The sequence below is a fragment of the Curtobacterium sp. MCLR17_036 genome (genome assembly GCF_003234445.2).
In the GTDB taxonomy this organism is placed as follows: domain Bacteria; phylum Actinomycetota; class Actinomycetes; order Actinomycetales; family Microbacteriaceae; genus Curtobacterium.
On record NZ_CP126269.1, the window covers coordinates 697,419 to 712,954 of the forward strand.

Annotated in this window: 13 protein-coding genes; 7 read left to right on the plus strand and 6 right to left on the minus strand. The window is 64.7% G+C overall.

From position 1 onward, the window contains the following. The first annotated feature begins 158 nt into the window (after nt 1-158). Nucleotides 159-959, plus strand: coding sequence for a hypothetical protein (locus DEI99_RS03340; protein ID WP_111041200.1), 801 nt, complete (start codon nt 159-161; stop codon nt 957-959). Between the two features lie 809 nt (nt 960-1,768). On the opposite strand, the gene DEI99_RS03345 is transcribed toward DEI99_RS03340, so the two are convergent. Genes DEI99_RS03345 through DEI99_RS03355 form a run of 3 tightly spaced genes read right to left on the minus strand, consistent with a single transcriptional unit; the run spans nt 1,769 to nt 7,829 of the window. Next, nucleotides 1,769-5,152 (minus strand): DEAD/DEAH box helicase family protein, encoded by a 3,384-nt coding sequence (locus DEI99_RS03345; RefSeq protein ID WP_111041201.1) that lies wholly within the window; start codon nt 5,150-5,152, stop codon nt 1,769-1,771. Then, a complete protein-coding gene (locus DEI99_RS03350; protein ID WP_181434386.1) occupies nt 5,149-6,315 on the minus strand; it encodes a restriction endonuclease subunit S in 1,167 nt (388 codons plus the stop codon). Before DEI99_RS03350 ends, DEI99_RS03345 begins: the two co-directional genes overlap by 4 nt. Nucleotides 6,316-6,326: 11 nt before the next feature. Then, nucleotides 6,327-7,829 carry a type I restriction-modification system subunit M gene (locus DEI99_RS03355; protein WP_349774920.1) on the minus strand — a complete coding sequence of 501 codons (1,503 nt, stop codon included), beginning with the start codon at nt 7,827-7,829 and terminating at the stop codon, nt 6,327-6,329. A gap of 86 nt (nt 7,830-7,915) precedes the next feature. On the opposite strand from DEI99_RS03355, the gene DEI99_RS03360 reads away from it, so the two are divergent. Both DEI99_RS03360 and DEI99_RS03365 read left to right on the plus strand, forming a co-directional pair. Continuing rightward, on the plus strand, nt 7,916-8,653 hold the full coding sequence (locus DEI99_RS03360; protein WP_181434387.1) for a hypothetical protein: 738 nt from the start codon (nt 7,916-7,918) through the stop codon (nt 8,651-8,653). A gap of 114 nt (nt 8,654-8,767) precedes the next feature. Beyond that, nucleotides 8,768-9,448: a TY-Chap2 family putative peptide chaperone gene (locus tag DEI99_RS03365; RefSeq protein ID WP_111041204.1), complete on the plus strand. Its 681-nt coding sequence runs from the start codon at nt 8,768-8,770 to the stop codon at nt 9,446-9,448. A gap of 30 nt (nt 9,449-9,478) precedes the next feature. On the opposite strand, the gene DEI99_RS03370 is transcribed toward DEI99_RS03365, so the two are convergent. Next, entirely contained in the window at nt 9,479-11,578 is a 2,100-nt protein-coding gene (locus DEI99_RS03370) for a DUF262 and DUF1524 domain-containing protein (RefSeq protein ID WP_111041205.1), read from the minus strand. A gap of 185 nt (nt 11,579-11,763) precedes the next feature. Here DEI99_RS03370 and DEI99_RS03375 point away from each other — a divergent pair, with 185 nt between their 5' ends. Continuing rightward, the gene (locus DEI99_RS03375) at nt 11,764-13,170 is read left to right on the plus strand and encodes a phospholipase D-like domain-containing protein (RefSeq protein ID WP_111041206.1); all 1,407 of its coding nucleotides are present in this window, start codon (nt 11,764-11,766) and stop codon (nt 13,168-13,170) included. A 558-nt stretch (nt 13,171-13,728) separates the two neighbouring features. Here DEI99_RS03375 and DEI99_RS03380 read toward each other — a convergent pair. Continuing rightward, complete coding sequence (locus tag DEI99_RS03380; protein ID WP_111041207.1) at nt 13,729-14,127, minus strand: nuclear transport factor 2 family protein; 399 nt, start codon at nt 14,125-14,127, stop codon at nt 13,729-13,731. A gap of 6 nt (nt 14,128-14,133) precedes the next feature. Beyond that, nucleotides 14,134-14,259: a hypothetical protein gene (locus DEI99_RS03385; RefSeq protein ID WP_258369297.1), complete on the minus strand. Its 126-nt coding sequence runs from the start codon at nt 14,257-14,259 to the stop codon at nt 14,134-14,136. On the opposite strand from DEI99_RS03385, the gene DEI99_RS03390 reads away from it, so the two are divergent. The 3 genes from DEI99_RS03390 to DEI99_RS03400 all read left to right on the plus strand — a co-directional run bounded on the left by DEI99_RS03390 (nt 14,214) and on the right by DEI99_RS03400 (nt 15,524). Continuing rightward, complete coding sequence (locus tag DEI99_RS03390; RefSeq protein ID WP_220037125.1) at nt 14,214-14,612, plus strand: SDR family NAD(P)-dependent oxidoreductase; 399 nt, start codon at nt 14,214-14,216, stop codon at nt 14,610-14,612. The two genes, DEI99_RS03385 and DEI99_RS03390, sit on opposite strands and share 46 nt — an antisense overlap. Nucleotides 14,613-14,630: 18 nt before the next feature. Then, nucleotides 14,631-14,834, plus strand: a complete 204-nt coding sequence (locus DEI99_RS03395; RefSeq protein ID WP_220037122.1) for an SDR family oxidoreductase — start codon at nt 14,631-14,633, stop codon at nt 14,832-14,834. Nucleotides 14,835-14,963: 129 nt separating this feature from the next. Next, nucleotides 14,964-15,524, plus strand: a complete 561-nt coding sequence (locus DEI99_RS03400) for an NADPH-dependent FMN reductase (protein ID WP_111041208.1) — start codon at nt 14,964-14,966, stop codon at nt 15,522-15,524. Nucleotides 15,525-15,536: the final 12 nt, after the last annotated feature.

Consider the following 15,536-nt stretch of genomic DNA (forward strand, 5'->3'; position numbering starts at 1 on the left):
GAACAGGCAACATTCTGGCCCACGAACGAGGGGCAAAACGGCTCTTAGAGTCCCAAATCAGGTCCGCGAACAGTGTCGGCGCCCCGCTCGCAAGCACGAGCTCGCATAGGGGTGGCGCAAGCGAGCAACCGCCTCGCTCCGACCTGAAGGACACCACCATGGACCGCAACCTCACCATCAGCAACACCCCCATCACGACCTGCACGCAGGCGACGCACCACATCCACAGCGTCGAGGAGCTGCAGCAGCTGCGCATCGCCCTCCGCCGAGCCGGCCGCCGAGGCCGGCAGGAGTTCACCTGCCCGATGATCCGTGCCTGGCGCCGCCAGTTCGTCGACACCTACGCGGTGGACGCCACGTTCACCCCGACCGATGCGTCGCAGTCGGACAAGACGGAGCTGCACCGCAGCCGCGTGCTGGAGGCCGACATCCAGGTCAGCAACGTCCTGGTGCGCTGGCACTGCGACGGATGGCCCGTCGCCACGCCCCGCACCGTGGGGGAGACCAACCTGGACGGAGATGCGCTGCAGCCGGCCCCGACGCCCGCGCCGAACGACCCGAACTGCTTCGGGTACGCGCACCGTGTCCCCGCCGCGATGCTCCCGCCCACCCGCAAGTACGACCACCTCGAGGGTGCCCAGCGGCGCTCCACGCGGAACCTCATCGAGCAGCAGAACGCCGACCAGCAGAGCGTTGACCACTGGGCCTCGAACGCGTCTACGCCGAGTCAGTGGAGCTACCTGCCGAGTGTCAGCCAGCGCGTCCAGCTCGACGCGACCCCGTCGCACGCTGCGGACAACTCGACCGGCTCCCGCGAGTCGAACTACAAGCCCGGCTGGTACGACCAGCGACCGGCGACGGCGTTCCGACACGCGCCTTGGGTCATCGAGCTGATCGTCATGAAGCGCGACGCGTCCGAGTCTGAGCCGAGCCTCCTCGACCCTGACCTCCTCGACTGAGTCTCGTCGGCAGCGACGACCGCCTGCGGTAACGGTGTGGCCGCTGTCGGCCAGCCGCGCCGGGCCGTCGAAGCGCCGCTCACCATTGGTGAGCGGCGCTTCGTCATGCCGACGAAGCGTTACGGCCCGGTCCTGGTTCCTCCAGCTGAGAGTGCAAGATTGAAAGGAGGAGACGTCTGCTCTTGTGGTGATCCTCCAGCTGCTGCACCGACCTCGGTTCCGATGGCGGTGAGATCGACCAGAGATCGCCAGCTCGCGACGTCCCGCGTCGAGCGCACTCAGTTGAAGGATCCACCCGCGGCCGGCAGGTCGCTGCCCATCACCCTGACGCAGCATCTCGCTGACATGCTGTGGCACACCGGCACCACGAGCCCCCGGATCCTCCGGGAGCAGCGAGACCGCTTCGAGAGCGACCCCGCCCTACCCGACCCAACGAACCCATCTTCGCCCAGTCGTCTATGCGCTGGTGCCGCACCGCCGCCGACGCGGTCCTCCTCCTCGCCTACGAGCAAGCCGCAGGTCATACCGCGACCATGCTCTGGGATCTCGACCAAGACGAGCGCGTCGTCCTCAGCACCCGCGTCCACGAGTAACCGCCAACGACGGACCGTGAAAGGCTGCGCCTCGAACCGTCCCACGCTCGATGAACCCGATTGCCGGTGTGGGCGCGCTGGACCCTGTGCATGCGGCCACTGTCCGGTTGACCGAATGAGCGTTATCGGCGCGAGCAGTGGCCGACCGATTGCGTCGGCGAACGGCCGTGGTTGAGCCGCGCGTTCGATCTGGCCACCGATGGAATAACGGGCTGACTACCCTGAGGCCGCGGTTCCGGGCCGTGCATGGTTGTGCACGTCGTGCAGAATCTGCACGATCGCTGCGACGTCGCTTTCATCGAACAGGTAGTCGACGCCGCTTGGGGCCCGATCTGTGTACGGCGACTCGTAGAGGCGCCCTGCATCCATTAGCCCGTTCGCCGTGAGCTCGTCGACGATGAGATGAATGAACCGGATCTGTTCGACGGAGAATCGCGAGCCGTCGAGGAACCGTTCGAAGGATGCGAGCGCCGCTTCCCGGTCAAGGCCCACGAGCGACCGGATGAAGGATCCAAGCCCGTGGGCCTCCTCGGCCGCCAAGTCGATATCGGCCTTCGACCCTGCGCCGCTCGCCAGGAGCATCTGCTCCAGTGCGTCCAGGTCGTCTGCCGTGAGCTGACGGTTGCGGCGCAGTCTCTGCAGCGCGAGGTGGTCCTCGTGCTGCCGTAGGTATGCGGTTGCCTTCGCGCGGAATCGTTCGAGGTCGGTGCCCGGCGTCGTGTGCTGCAGCACGATTTCAGTGGCGTCGCCGAGTTCGTCGATGAAGTCGGTGTAGACGCGGGGGCGGGTGACGTGCGGTACGAATCGGACCAGGGCTCGGATGCGAAGGCGTGCTATCTCGAGCATGCCTAGGGTCACGTCGAGCCACCAGTCGTCGCCGGCGACCTCCTCCAGGAGCACGACTTGTTCCGCGACGGACGGAATGGCGGTCTTCGCCAGGAGCGCTGTCGCGATGGCTTGCACGGTTTGACGGACCCGCTCGGAAGCGGTGGCGTCGCCGTCGAGCTGCGCAAGCTGTCGGCGCAAGATCAGCAAGTCGAAGCGCTTCGCGTCAGTATCGTCGTCCACCACGCTCGACGGAAGGCCGGCGAGGTGCTCGAGCGCTTCCGATGCGCCCTCGGGCGTGAGCGCGTCCCACGCTGCCAGGTCGGCGTACTGCTCGACCCAGCGCCGCTCGGGACGGACGAGGAAGTTGTCGAGGTTCATGCCCGCGACGACCTCGTGCAGGGTGCCTGCGGCCGATGCGCGAAGGTCCGCGTCGCCGTGCGTTCGGTCGAGGGCGGTGATCAGTCCGAGCCGGGCTTCGAACAGCCGTTGAGTGAGGGACTTCTGCGTCGACCCTTCGGCGCCGGGAAGGTCCTGGCTGAAGAACTCGAGGTTGCCGCAGAAATCGAAGACTAGAAAGTCCTTCTTGGGGCGCCCCTCTCCGAACAGGTCGGGGCTGAGGCGGGTGCCGCGGCCGATCATCTGCCAGAACTTCGACTTTGATCGAACGGTCTTGAAGAACACGAGGTTCACGACTTCGGGCACGTCGATGCCGGTGTCGAGCATGTCGACGGAGATCGCGATGTGCGGCGCGTGGTCGGCGATGGAGAACTCGTCGATGAGGTTCTGCGCGTAGGGGGTGCCGTGGGTGATGACGCGCGCGAAGTGTCCTGCGTATTCGGGGTACTGCTCGTCGAATCGCTGCTGAATGAACTCGGCGTGGTCCTTATTCTTCGCGAACACGATGGTCTTGCCGAGGCGGTCGCCGTCGGCGACTTTGTACCCGTCCGTCATCAGCGTCGCCAGCACCTTGTCGACGGTGTCCTCGTTGAACAGGAACCGGTTCACTTCCTCGGCCTCGATGGCGGTCGGGGTTCCGCCCTCGCCCCAGTCCAGCGCGTCCCAATCGTCCTTCTCCTCTTCGCTGAGGTCGTCGTATCGGATGCCGCGCTGCAGGAAGCGGGTGCCGACCGACACGCCATATGGTGGAACGAGGAATCCTTCCGCGACGGCTTCGTCGAGCCCGTACGCATCGGTAGGCACTCCGTCCTCGAGGTGGAATCGTCGGTAAGTGTTGTGGTCGACTTCGTCCTTCGGCGTCGCAGTTAGGCCGACAAGCATCGCGTCGAACCAGTCGAAGATCGCTCCGTATTTCTGGTAGATCGACCGGTGCGCTTCGTCGACCACGATGAGGTCGAAGTATCCCGGCCCGAACTGGCGCGTCGGCCCGTCGTCGCCGTCGGTCTGGTTGATGAGGTTCATCATCGTTGGGTACGTCGAGACGTAGACGCGTCCTTCGGCGGAGCGTTCGGTGACCAGGTTCACTGTGGCGACGCTCGGCAGGTGCGTCTTGAACGCGTTCGCTGCCTGCTTCACGAGCGCGGTGCGATCGGCGAGGAACAGGATGCGCTTCGCCCAGTTCGCCTTCATCAGCTGATCGGCCAACGCGATGACTGTCCGGGTCTTCCCCGAACCGGTCGCCATGACCAGCAGTGCCTGCCGTTGCCGTCGATCGAAGGTGTCCCCGACGGCCCTGATGGCCCGTACCTGGTAGTGCCGGCCGGCGATGTCTGTGCTGACAGGAGCGTGCGACAACGGTAGTCGGGTTGAGCGACGCTGGATCATGAGCTCTAGTTCACTGCGGGTGAAGAACCCTGCGACTTGCCGCGGCGGGTACCCGGCCGCGTCGTCCCAGAGCCAGTGCTCGTATCCGTTGGTGTAGAGCACGACCGGTCGACGTCCGAACATCGCTTTAAGGCAGTCGGCGTAGAGCTTCGCCTGCTGCTGCCCGACGAGGGGGCTCGTCGTGGTGCGCTTGGCCTCGACGACGGCGAGCGGCAAGCCGTCCGCTCCCCACAGCACGTAGTCGACGAACCCGACGCCAGGGGCGTTCGGCATGCCGGTCACCTCGAACTCGCGATCACGCGCGTCGGCGAGCGGCCAGCCGGCCTCGGCGAGAAGCACGTCGATGAAGAGGTCGCGTGTGTCGGCTTCGGAGTAGTCGTGGTCGTCGGACGTGTGGTTCCCGGCTTGCGCCGCGGCTACCTGCGCGCGCAACTGCTCGATCTCAGCAGTCTGCGTCGCCGCGACCTCGTCGCGATCCGCAAGCGCCTTGGCGTGCGCTTCATCTTGCGCGGCGAACTTCGCCGCGAGCCGCTGCACGTCCTCCCGCGTGAGCGGGGTAGCACTGGCTGCGAGCTTGGGATCGAACGTTGCACCGGTGGGCACGCCCTCCGGATGCGCCGAATGCCGGAACACCGCCCACACCAGCACGTGATGCAACTCGCGTAGCGCAGCCAATGCAATGTCAGGACGCACTGGCTGCTGCGCATGTACCGCCTGATTGCCAAGCTTCCGTATCAAGTTCAGCTTCTGCCTGATCCCGACCCCTGCGACGCGCGCGAAACCAGCGTCATTGATGCGCGCCGCGAGGTCCTCCTGATAAGGGACCGGCAAGGCGAGGACCTCGTAGAGGTGGACAACAAGCTGCTCGACCGCCCGGCGGCTGTAGAAGCACGCTGAACGCGGGTCGCTCGAGAGGTATGACTCCGCCCGGGACGCGTCCGCGAAAACATCTGGCCAAGCAGCTCGAACGAAAGCGAAGTTCGCCGTCACAGTTCACCTCGGAACGCGCGTGTTTGTAACGAAGCCAGAAGCTCATCAACGACGACAAGTTGGCGTTCTGCAATCCCGCGCTTGAGTTCTAGGGATTGCCGTCGTCCTGCGAATGCAACTTGCTGACTCAACGGGGGTAGGTGTATCCGCATTTGCGAGAGCCGTGCTTTCGAGATGTTGGGCATGCTCGCGGCAGATCCGCTAGAGAGGTTTCTTACGACTCGGCGCATTTTCGGAGCCATCATGAGTGCTTGGAAGTACTTCGGGACGACCTTCTCGGTTCTCAATCGAAGCCTGAATACGAGATCGGGCATTAGCAAGTGAGGTCGCGTCTCATCAACGATCGCGACGGCACCTACGAGGTCGCGGGTGTTCTTTCGAGTCATGAGAACATCCCCGGTCCGGACCTCGTTGCGTTCCATGCCGACGACTGAGCCACGATAGGCCTTGTTCTCGACGGGGCGGAACGTGCCATACGTCACAGCGCCGAGCTTCAAGACGCCCCATTCGTCCGAACGTGCGGGTCTCGATTCGCAAACCGGACTCGAGCCGCTTTCGATAGCTACCAGCACATCCTCCAGCGGCACGCTCGTCGCGTTGTCAGTGGAATAGTCGGGGAACATCGACTCAAACACTGCGAGATCAAGCGCGGTAAGGGCTTCGAGGACTTCGCGACGCTTCGCCCGAAGAGCGTCAGCCTGATCTAGGATCGCGGCAAGTCGTCGCTGCTCCTCGAGTGGCGGGAGCGGGATCTCAAGCATTCGCATGAAATCTGCCGGAACGCGGCGCTGACCCCCACTTCCGGTCATGCGCAACTCGCCTGCTCGACGAACCTCTGGACGGCGGAGGAAATGGAGAAGGTATGCTCCGTCCACATCGGGCCCCGGACGCACAATATGAAATTCGGTTGAACCGACCCCGACTTCTTTGTCGAGAACCGCCCGGCCGATCTTACCATTCTCGAAGCAGGGCGTGATCTTCGCCACGAGCAGGTCACTATTGTGGAAGACCGTGTACCCCTTGGAAACTGCGGAGAATTTCCGCGAGTCGAGCGGAGTTGCTTTTGCCGTCACCTGATCGAGCTGGGCCATTCCGACGAACGAGACGCACTGTTCTGGGGAAACTCGGTCTCCTCTCGGGTTCACCGTGGCGACGTCAGACAAGCGCACGATTCTCATGTGAGCATCGCTTTCAAAGTCGCGAGCTCGTCAGTCATCTCTGCCTCGAGTCTTTCAATGTCGGCGATGATCTCGAGAGGTGATCGGTGCTCGACCTCGTCGTGGACGATTTCCTTATAACGATTCAAGGAGAGGTCGTAACCCTGCGCGGCGATGTCCGCCTTCGGCACCGTGAAGGACTGGTCGGTTCGGCTCCGGGCTCGCTCGCTCGCGCGGCGGTTCGCCCAGCGAGCGAGCGCATCCGGCAGATCGTTCGTCTCGATTGGGTTCCGCTTGTCGTCGAGGGAGAAACCGTCGGCATGCACGTCGTAGAACCAGACGTCGTCGGTGCCGCCGGAGTCTGTCTTCGTGAAGAACAGAATCGCGGTGGACACGCCTGCGTAGGGGCGGAACACGCCGGAGGGCAGCTTGACGACCGCGTCGAGTTTCTGGTCCTCGACGAGGATGCGCCGCAACGTCTTGTGAGCGGTCGAGGACCCGAACAGCACGCCGTCCGGCACGATGACGGCCGCTCGGCCGCCAACCTTCAAAAGCTTGAGGAACAGGACGACGAAGAGCAGCTCGGTCTTCTTCGTCTTCACGACGCGCTGCAGGTCCTTCGATGTTGACTCGTAGTCGAGCGACCCGGCGAAGGGCGGGTTGGCGAGGATCAGCGTGTACCGCTCGGCGTCATCGCTGGCGCCTTCGGAGAGAGAATCGCGGTAGCGGATGTCGGGTGCTTCGATGCCATGAAGGAGCATGTTCATGCTGCCGATGCGCAGCATGGTCGAATCGAAGTCGAACCCGTGAAACATGCTCGTGTGGAAATGCGAGCGCTGTGCAGGGTTCGTCAGGACGCTCGAGTGTTCGCGCCGCACGTACTCTGACGCCGCTACCAAGAACCCACCGGTACCGGCTGCGGGGTCGCAGATCTCGTCTACTGGTTGCGGGGCCATCATCGCAACCATTAGGTCGATGATGTGACGCGGCGTGCGGAACTGCCCGTTCACGCCCGCGGACGCGATTTTCGAAAGCAGGTACTCGTAGAGGTCGCCGTTGGTGTCGCGCTCGGCCATCGGAATGTCGTCGAGCATGTCGACGACCCGCGACAGGAGACCGGGAGTCGGGATCGTGAAGCGGGCGTCGCGCATGTGCTCGCCGTACGTCGAGCCATCACCGCCAAGAGCACGGAGGAACGGGAAGACCCCTTCCCCGACGATCCGCCACATCGTCTCAGGCTCATCGTTCTTGAACCGGCTCCACCGCAACTGCTCTTGGCCGGGCCCGTAGATCTCTCGGTCGATGCTGCCGCCGGTGACGCGCGCCTTCTTTTCCGCGAGTGTCTGGAGGTCGTCGAGCCGGCGGACGAACAGCAGGTACGTGATCTGCTCGATCACCTCCAGCGGGTTCGAGATGCCTCCGGACCAGAACGCGTCCCAGACTCGATCGATCTTGCTCTTGAGTTCCCCGGCTATCACTGTCTCACGATATCGGCTGCTCGCGCCGTCGCCACTGCCCACGTTCGTAGCACGTTGCTGCTAGGCGAGTGGACGGCCGGGTCGGTGTCCCCTCGCGAAACGAGTAAGGCTCGCTCTAGTCTGTGCAGGTGACCAGCATGCCGCTCGGAGAAGACGACTTGACGCCAGAGCACCGACGCAATCTCCTCACCGCGGCGCTGGACAAAGCGCTCAGCGTGCAGGGCGCCGTGGTCGCAGGGAACATCGCCCGTGCCCGGCAACGCAACCCGGAAGCGATTCCGCAGCAGGTCGTGCACACGCTCGAGAGCATGTATCGCACCGCCCTGGCTGGAACCGGCGCCGCCGTCGGCGCCGTCGCGGCCGCCCCCGGAGTCGGTACTGCCGCGGGACTGGCTCTCGCAGGAGGGGAGGTCCTATCTTCACTTGAACTGAGCGCGCTGTTTGCGCTCTCCGTCGCGCAAGTGCACGGCGTCCGTGTCGACGAGCTCGAGCGCCGTCGCACGCTAGTTCTAGGCGTTGTCCTCGGAGGCGGCGCTTCGCGGACGATCGAGAAGGTCGCGGGGCGGACCGGACCGCACTGGGCGAAAGCCATCGTCAACGCAATACCCGTGTCGCAACTCAAGCAGATCAACAAGGTCCTCGGCCAGAACTTTGTGACGAAATGGGGAACGAAGCAGGGCATCATCGTGCTCGGCAACGTTGTCCCATTCGGTATTGGCGCCGTCATCGGGGGCGGCGCAAACCTGGGCATGGCCGAGTTGACGGTCCGCGCAGCTCGAAGCGCTTTCGGGCCGGCACCCACCGCCTGGCCGGGCTCGTACGACACGTCGTCCGATTCCGGCGTCGATCCCTTGGGCGAAGAGTGACCTGGGCGTCGAATCTCCGCCGGAACCCCTGAATTGGACGCCTGCAGAAGAGTCCTGGCGTCTGAAGCGGCACCGTCAAGCGACCCCGACAACGACCTTCAACATGGAGCCCTAATGCAGATCGCGGAACGATTCAAACTCACCCAGGCGTGGTGGGTGTCTAGCGAGCTCGCTCGCCGGCACAGCCACTTCAAGATCGCCGAAACGTGGCCAATGGATGGCTTCTACCATGGTCTTGAAACCTTCGACCCGCGTTCAGGCGGCTCGGTGTTCATGAACCTCAACGGCAGCATTCACCTGACGCGCGGAGACGACCAAGCCGTCGACGGCATCGGCTGGCAGGCACTCTTCGAGGCTGAGGATCCCCACGAGGTGGTGAAGCTCATTGAAACCGCGGTGGGATGGACGACGGCCTCTGCCAACCCCACTACACCTCGATCTCTGACCTATCGAATCATCGCCGCCGTCCTGGGCCGAACGATCAACGACCGAATCAGACTCACTGTTGGCACGCACTGGTATGGCGCGTCGTACTTGACTCCTGAGACGACGCCGGCGTGGGTCAGCGAGTTCGAGGGCCTCGAATCGGCTGTCCGGGCATTCCCGGACGAAGCTGGCCTGCCGTTACGACACTTTTGGATGATCCGTCGGGGCGATCAGCCGTCAGCGGTGCTCGCTGACAACGCCACCCTGTACGCAGCCCACGATGGCCCGACCTCGCTGATGCCCTTGTACCGAAAGGCCCGATCACTTGAGGACCCGGTCAACGTCGTTCTGGGTGCCACCGCCTCCTAGCCCGGGAAGCAAGCAGGCGCAAACGATCCTTCACGCCAGATCCTGGTACTCGTAGGCCTGCCGGACGAGGCCGAGAACGTAGCTGAAGTCCGTCGTGTCGTCGAAAGCGACCTGTGTATTACCGACTCCCCAATGCCCGATCGCGCTTACATCGCGAACCACTCGGCGTTCGTCGCGGAGCGCCGTGATCGGGATGTTCAGCACGAGGAGGAGCCGCGACGCCTGCGGGACGACGTCGAGGAACGTCGTCTCCGTCCGGAAGGCCACGCGCACCTTTAGGAAATCAAGGGTGACGGAGGGATCGAACGACATGACTTCGTTGCGAAGCCGCTCGAAGTCCCTACGGCGCTCCGGCCGGAACAGATTCGGGTGGTCAGCGATCGTGTACTGCGACTCTGTCCGGCTCTCCTGGTACGTCGCGAGCACCTCGGGCGGAAGCGCGGGCCGAGGCCAGATTCGCAGCGCCTGCTGAGCCAGCCGCGCGGCGCGGGTCCGGATGGCGGACTCGTCCCAGATGTCGAGCTGCCCGATGCCTTGGTTTAGGCGAAGCGGGCTCTCCCTGAAGCCACCTTCCATGTCCCGCTTCTCACGGAACGGCCGGTCTGAGTACTCGGAGTTGTATCCGGTCAGGGTGAGATTGCCGAGGGTGTGCAGGCACGCCGACTGGATCTCCTGCCATTTCTCGCCGAGATCGGCTCGCCACTCCGGACGGAGTGACTCGTTCTGCGGGAGGATGTGCTCGATCGTGTACTCGTCCGTCGCGACGGGTTCCTTCCGGCCGTGGTTCTCCAACGACCGGAAAAAGTATGAGCGCCGCTTGAAGTGGTACGCGTCGAACGACTGCAGCTTCTCCTCGAACTCGGCGTCGGTCGGGAACGTCCGGTATCCCTGCAGGCGCAGGAAGTGTGCTTTGACGCTTTCGACGTAGCGGTCCTTCCGGAGGGCCCGCGCCAGGCTCTGGAACGTGGTGGTCAGCGAGTTCGTGGCCCAGCCGGTGACGGCGCGTCGCACGACGTACGAGGTCACCATGTGGACGATCTCGAGCAGTTCGTCCTTCTTGATCACGTCGAAGTCGTAGTCCGTGTATGCCTCGAGGAGGAAGGGGTAGACCACGTCCGCGCGGATCTGGACGAGATCGTCGAACGCTGCCCGTAGTGCTTTGTCGGGTTCGCGGCCGAGCGCGATGGCGCTGTACCGGCGCGAGTACTCGCGCAGCTCAAGGACGAGGACATCGATCGATTCGCCATGCTGCATCTGAATGGCTGCGTAGTCCTTGAACGCGTCGTAGATGTCCCCGAGTCGCGGGATGCTGCCGGTGACGGTGGCAAGGTAGTGCCGTACGAAGTCATCGAACGCCGACTCGGAACCGGCGCCGGTGAAATCAAGCTCCATTGGCCGCCAGTAACCCGTCCAAAGCCGTTCCTGCGCGTTCGTCGTCAGCCCCATCAGCACAAAGTTGCGGATGAGATCCGCCTGCGAGAGCCGCTTGCCGGTTGAGTTCATCGCCTCGAACACGAGCTGCGGGTGATCGATCCCGAGCTGCAGGTGCACGTCGACCACCTGCAACTTCGCCAACCCGCGGCACACGGTCGCCAGATCGGTGGACGACGCCCCGATTTGGGCGCGAAAGAACTCGAAGTTGTCGAACACGCGGCTAGTCGTCTCTGCCGCAGGCTCGGTGCCATCGATGACCGATTTCAGTGCACCCCGATCGTCCTGGGAGAGCAGGAGTTTGTATCGCCGTTCGTCGGTCTTGAACCGATTCGTGAGGTAGGAGTCGCGGATCTCCTCAGCCGAGAAGCCTTCAAGTGGTTCGCGATCCTCGTCGGCTGGGCCGCCCAGGTGGGCGGCGAGCGCTGCGAGGATCAGGCTGACCGTTGTGACGCGTTGTTGACCGTCGATGATGAGGCTCGGCGCCTGGTTGGTCTGCGTGCCCGCGGCTTTCTCCACGTACACGACGGATCCCGTGAAGTGAGCGCCGAGCTCTTCGTTGCCGCCAGCCCGAAGGATGTCCTTCCAGAGTTGCTCACACTCGGCACGACCCCACGCGTACGCCCGTTGATAGATGGGAACTTCGAACTGGCTCGTTACCTTTAGCAGATCGAGGAGATTCGCGTCGACGGCCTTCACGGCCCTCAACCTACCGGCATCCCGCCCCCTCGCAGCACCCGCTCGATCACCCCTCGAAATCTTGTGAGCCGTCAGTGGTTGAGACACGGAATGGGCCTCTACGCCGCGTGGAATCCGATCCTGCCGGTGGTGCTGCCTACGTGGCAGCTACGTCTCTTGCCGATAGAAGGCCCTATCGTGGGCCTATGGAGTTCGATGCCGACGCCCAGCTCCTCGCTTCCGACGTCTCGTGGGCTTGGAGGAGCTTGGTCGCCGATGCGATGGAGAACGTCCGTGTGTACACCCCGTACTTCGATTTTCTCCTCGTTCGCCTCTTAACGGGCGCTGATCTTCCGACCTCCGCCATTTGCGTCGTCACGGACTTGTCACCCCGGTCTGGTAACCAGCAGTACCGTGCGCAGCTCCTCGCGACCCGCGCTCTTCTTCGAATTGGTGTTACTGTCCGTTCGCTCGGCCGCTTACACGCGAAGGTGCTCCTCGCCGACGACCGAGTAGCGACAATCGGCTCGCAGAACTTCACCAGATACGCAACCGAAAGCCATGAGACCACTGTTGCCGGCCTGCAGCATCTCGGGAAAGGCGACTTCCTCTCGACGCTTGATGCTTGGCTTGAATCGGCAATTCTGGTCAGTGAGGAGTTCGTCGAGAGCCTCCTGACGGAACTTGATGAAGAGATGGCAGCCGCTGCCGCAGCCAATGGCCGGCTAGCCGACGCATTCGATGAGCGCTGGAAAGTGTACCTACACGCACTCGAGGAGGCGGCGGAGGCGGATCGGCTGCGCGCGCAGCGCCAGCAGGAGTTGAAAGCCGCGCAGCGGGAACGCGCGGAACGTCCGCAAGCGTCGAAGGACGTGAATCGCCGCGACAACCACGCTGACGTGGCTGCAACGCGGGACGCGTTCCGGCGTCGGCTCGGTCAGGCCGTTGCTAAGCAGCGTCAGGCGCAGCAGTCCGTCTGGGCAGCCGTTCGCCACACCGGGGGCTGGATGGGCTACAGCTCGTTCCTACCGGATGATCCGCAGGCGGACTTCACGAATTGGATCGTTCAGGGCAGTGGGGGCACCGGCACTCTGGTGTCGCTCACTCGATACCGCATGTATCCGCTTATCCTCAACCCGTCCGGGCGCATTGCATTCGCCCGGGTCGTGAAGACGCGTATCAGCTATCTCCGGTTCGCGGTCGGTCCACTGGCGATCGGTGTTTTGGGTGGCTACTCGCTTCAGGCACAGGTCGAGCTTCCGGAAACCGATACCGAAGAGGCCAATTTGCACATCACGGTGTTCCCGTTGCATCTGCCAGTCGTTGACGGTGTTCGCCTCCGAATCCAGTTTGACGGTGCCGCGGGCAGACTTCGGGGCTGGGTGCCAGCAGGTCGCCGAACGGAGGGCGAACGTCGCTGGGACCCGTCGCCGGTGCTGAGCGCACTCGACGACCCCGACGCAGTCGACCAGCTCACAGCCCGCGTACTCGAGTCCTTCAGGTACAAGACGCTCGACGTAGGGAAGCTGAACGCGGCAGAGTTCTTTCCAGCAGGAGGCTCGCGGGTGTCACTCCTGCAGTTTGCGGGGCTTCCTGTCCTGAGCATCGGATGATCCTCACCTGGCATCAGGGCTTCGACGACGGACGTAACGTGAGTGCAGCCACTGGTTCTAGGGTCTCAGACTCTTCGAGCTGACGACTCCGACCAGCCTGGACCTGCGGGTCCCGTTCCGCCGCCCCGTCCCGCTCTCAACGTCCACCCAACTGGCTAGGCTCCGGGGCCCTAGTCGGAGCTGGAAGACCGTAGAAGGGCTCCCGACGCGTGGGAACGCGTCGCTGATTGTTGCGACTAGCGCGGTCGTGGCTGGTGCGACGGTCGGAGCAGGGGCTAGCTTGTCGCACGTCCGACCGCAACGCGCTCGGAGACGTATCACGGCGCAGCCTCCCAGAGGCGTGGAACAGAATCCCGAAACCCGTGGAACGCCCGTCGTTGCTGGGATCGGCGGTCCGCGCCACCACTGGCATCCGCGAATAGACCGAACACCTCGCCGAGATCGATCGGTCGGTCGACGGGATCGGCTCGGCGTACTCCGTCCGGAGCGCCTCCCGCCCTCGTGGCGGTGGAGACGGCGTGCGACGTCTCGGGAACCAACCCCTCCGCACGTCGGCGATCACGCCGGTGTGAAGGGACCGCCGTACTCGCGGAGGTGACCGATGCGTCCCGCGTGGAGGGTGATGACGGAGACGTACCGGCGGCGGAGTCGTCCGTCGCGGTCCGCTCGACGGAGGACCGCTTCGTACTCGCAGACCACGACGGCAGGGTCATCGGTCGAGCGCACGGTGTGGAAGGTGACCTCGTCGAACCACAGGAACCCGTCGAGGCCCGCTGCCATGGCCTCGATCGCGGGCCGTCCGACGATGGGTTGCACGTCGCCGGCTCCGTCGAAGGGCACGTCGATCACCGCGTCCGGGGTGAAGAGTTCCGGGAAGGAGGAGACGCCCGGGGCGACGCGGTCGCCGAGTGCGCTGACGAACGCGGCGACCGCGGCAGCGAAGTGCGGAGTGTCCATGACGGTTCAGACCAGCCGTTCGTTCGCGGTTCCGCCACTGACCGTGGTCATCGCGGGGAGGGTGAGCTGTCCATCATCCTCCTTGCCTGCGTGCAGGCGTTGCACGAGGGTCCGCAGGATCGTCGCGGTCACGAGCCGGTCCGCGACCCCGCGGGCGGCCAAGCCGAGGCGGGTCCGGGCAGCAGCTCCGCGACCAGCTCGAGACCAACCTGTTCGGTGTCTTCCACGTCACCCAGGCCGTGCTGCCGATCCTCCGTGAGCAGGGCTCCGGCCACATCATCCAGGTCTCCACCATCGGCGGTGTCGCAGCGTTCCCGAGCCTCGGCGGCTACCACGCCTCGAAGTGGGCACTGGAGGGCATGACCGAAGCCCTGTCGCAGGAGGTCGCTGGCCTCGGGATCAAGGTCACCCTCGTCGAGCCGGGTGGGTTCGCCACCGACTGGGCCGGCAGCTCGGCCGTCTTCGCCGACCCGCAGCCGGCGTAACAGCCGCTGCACGACGCGATGGCGGAGCAGATGTCGGGCAACCAGAGCCCCGATCCGGTCGGGTTCGGCCCCGCAATCCTCAAGGTCGTTGACGCCGAGAAGGCGCCGCTGCGCGTGTTCTTCGGTGAGCAGCCGACCCAGCTGGCGCCGCACATCTACCAGCAGCGCCTCGCCGAGTGGGCCGAGTGGGCCCCCGTCTCCCGCGAGGCCGAGGGCAAGTAGCGCGTCCGCGGAGGGGCGTGTCGCCGTGCGGCGCGCCCCTCCGCGTCGCAACCAGGCCACGGCAAGCACTCCACGGCAACCAGGCCTCGGCAACCACTCCACAGCAACCGCTCCGGAAGGCGACCACCCATGGCGCTCCTGAAGATCGCGATCGTCGTCGGCAGCACCCGCCCGGGCCGCGCCGGTGCCGCCGTCGCTGCCTGGATCCACGACCAGGCATCGGCGCGAGATGCCGCGACGTACGAGGTCGTCGACCTCGCGGAAGCGGCTCTGCCCCTGCTCGACGAAGCCGTTCCGGCGCTCGCCGGTCAGTACGAACACCAGCACACGAAGGACTGGGCCGCGACCGTGGCCCGGTTCGACGGCTTCGTGTTCGTCACCCCCGAGTACAACCACTCGACCGCTCCGGCGCTGCTGAACGCGCTCCACCACGTCTACCGCGAGTGGAACGACAAGGCCGTGGGCTTCGTCAGCTACGGCACCAGCTACGGCGTCCGTGCCGTCGAGCACCTCCGCGGTGTCGTCGGTGAACTCCAGATGGCCGACGTCCGCAACCAGGTCCGCTTCCACCTGCCCGGTGACTTCCCCGAGCGGGTCCTGACGCCCACGGCTGTGCACGAGGGGCAGGCGACCGACCTGTTCGACCAGCTCGAACGGTGGGTCGGGGCGCTCCGAACGATCCGGGGCTGACGGGTGCCCGAC

Coding starts and splice junctions, on each gene's coding strand:
- DEI99_RS03340 (WP_111041200.1), top strand. CDS start 159: ATGGACCGCAACCTCACCATCAGCAACACCCCCATCACGACCTGCACG.
- DEI99_RS03365 (WP_111041204.1), top strand. CDS start 8,768: ATGCAGATCGCGGAACGATTCAAACTCACCCAGGCGTGGTGGGTGTCT.
- DEI99_RS03375 (WP_111041206.1), top strand. CDS start 11,764: ATGGAGTTCGATGCCGACGCCCAGCTCCTCGCTTCCGACGTCTCGTGG.
- DEI99_RS03380 (WP_111041207.1), bottom strand. CDS start 14,127: ATGGACACTCCGCACTTCGCTGCCGCGGTCGCCGCGTTCGTCAGCGCA.
- DEI99_RS03395 (WP_220037122.1), top strand. CDS start 14,631: ATGGCGGAGCAGATGTCGGGCAACCAGAGCCCCGATCCGGTCGGGTTC.
- DEI99_RS03400 (WP_111041208.1), top strand. CDS start 14,964: ATGGCGCTCCTGAAGATCGCGATCGTCGTCGGCAGCACCCGCCCGGGC.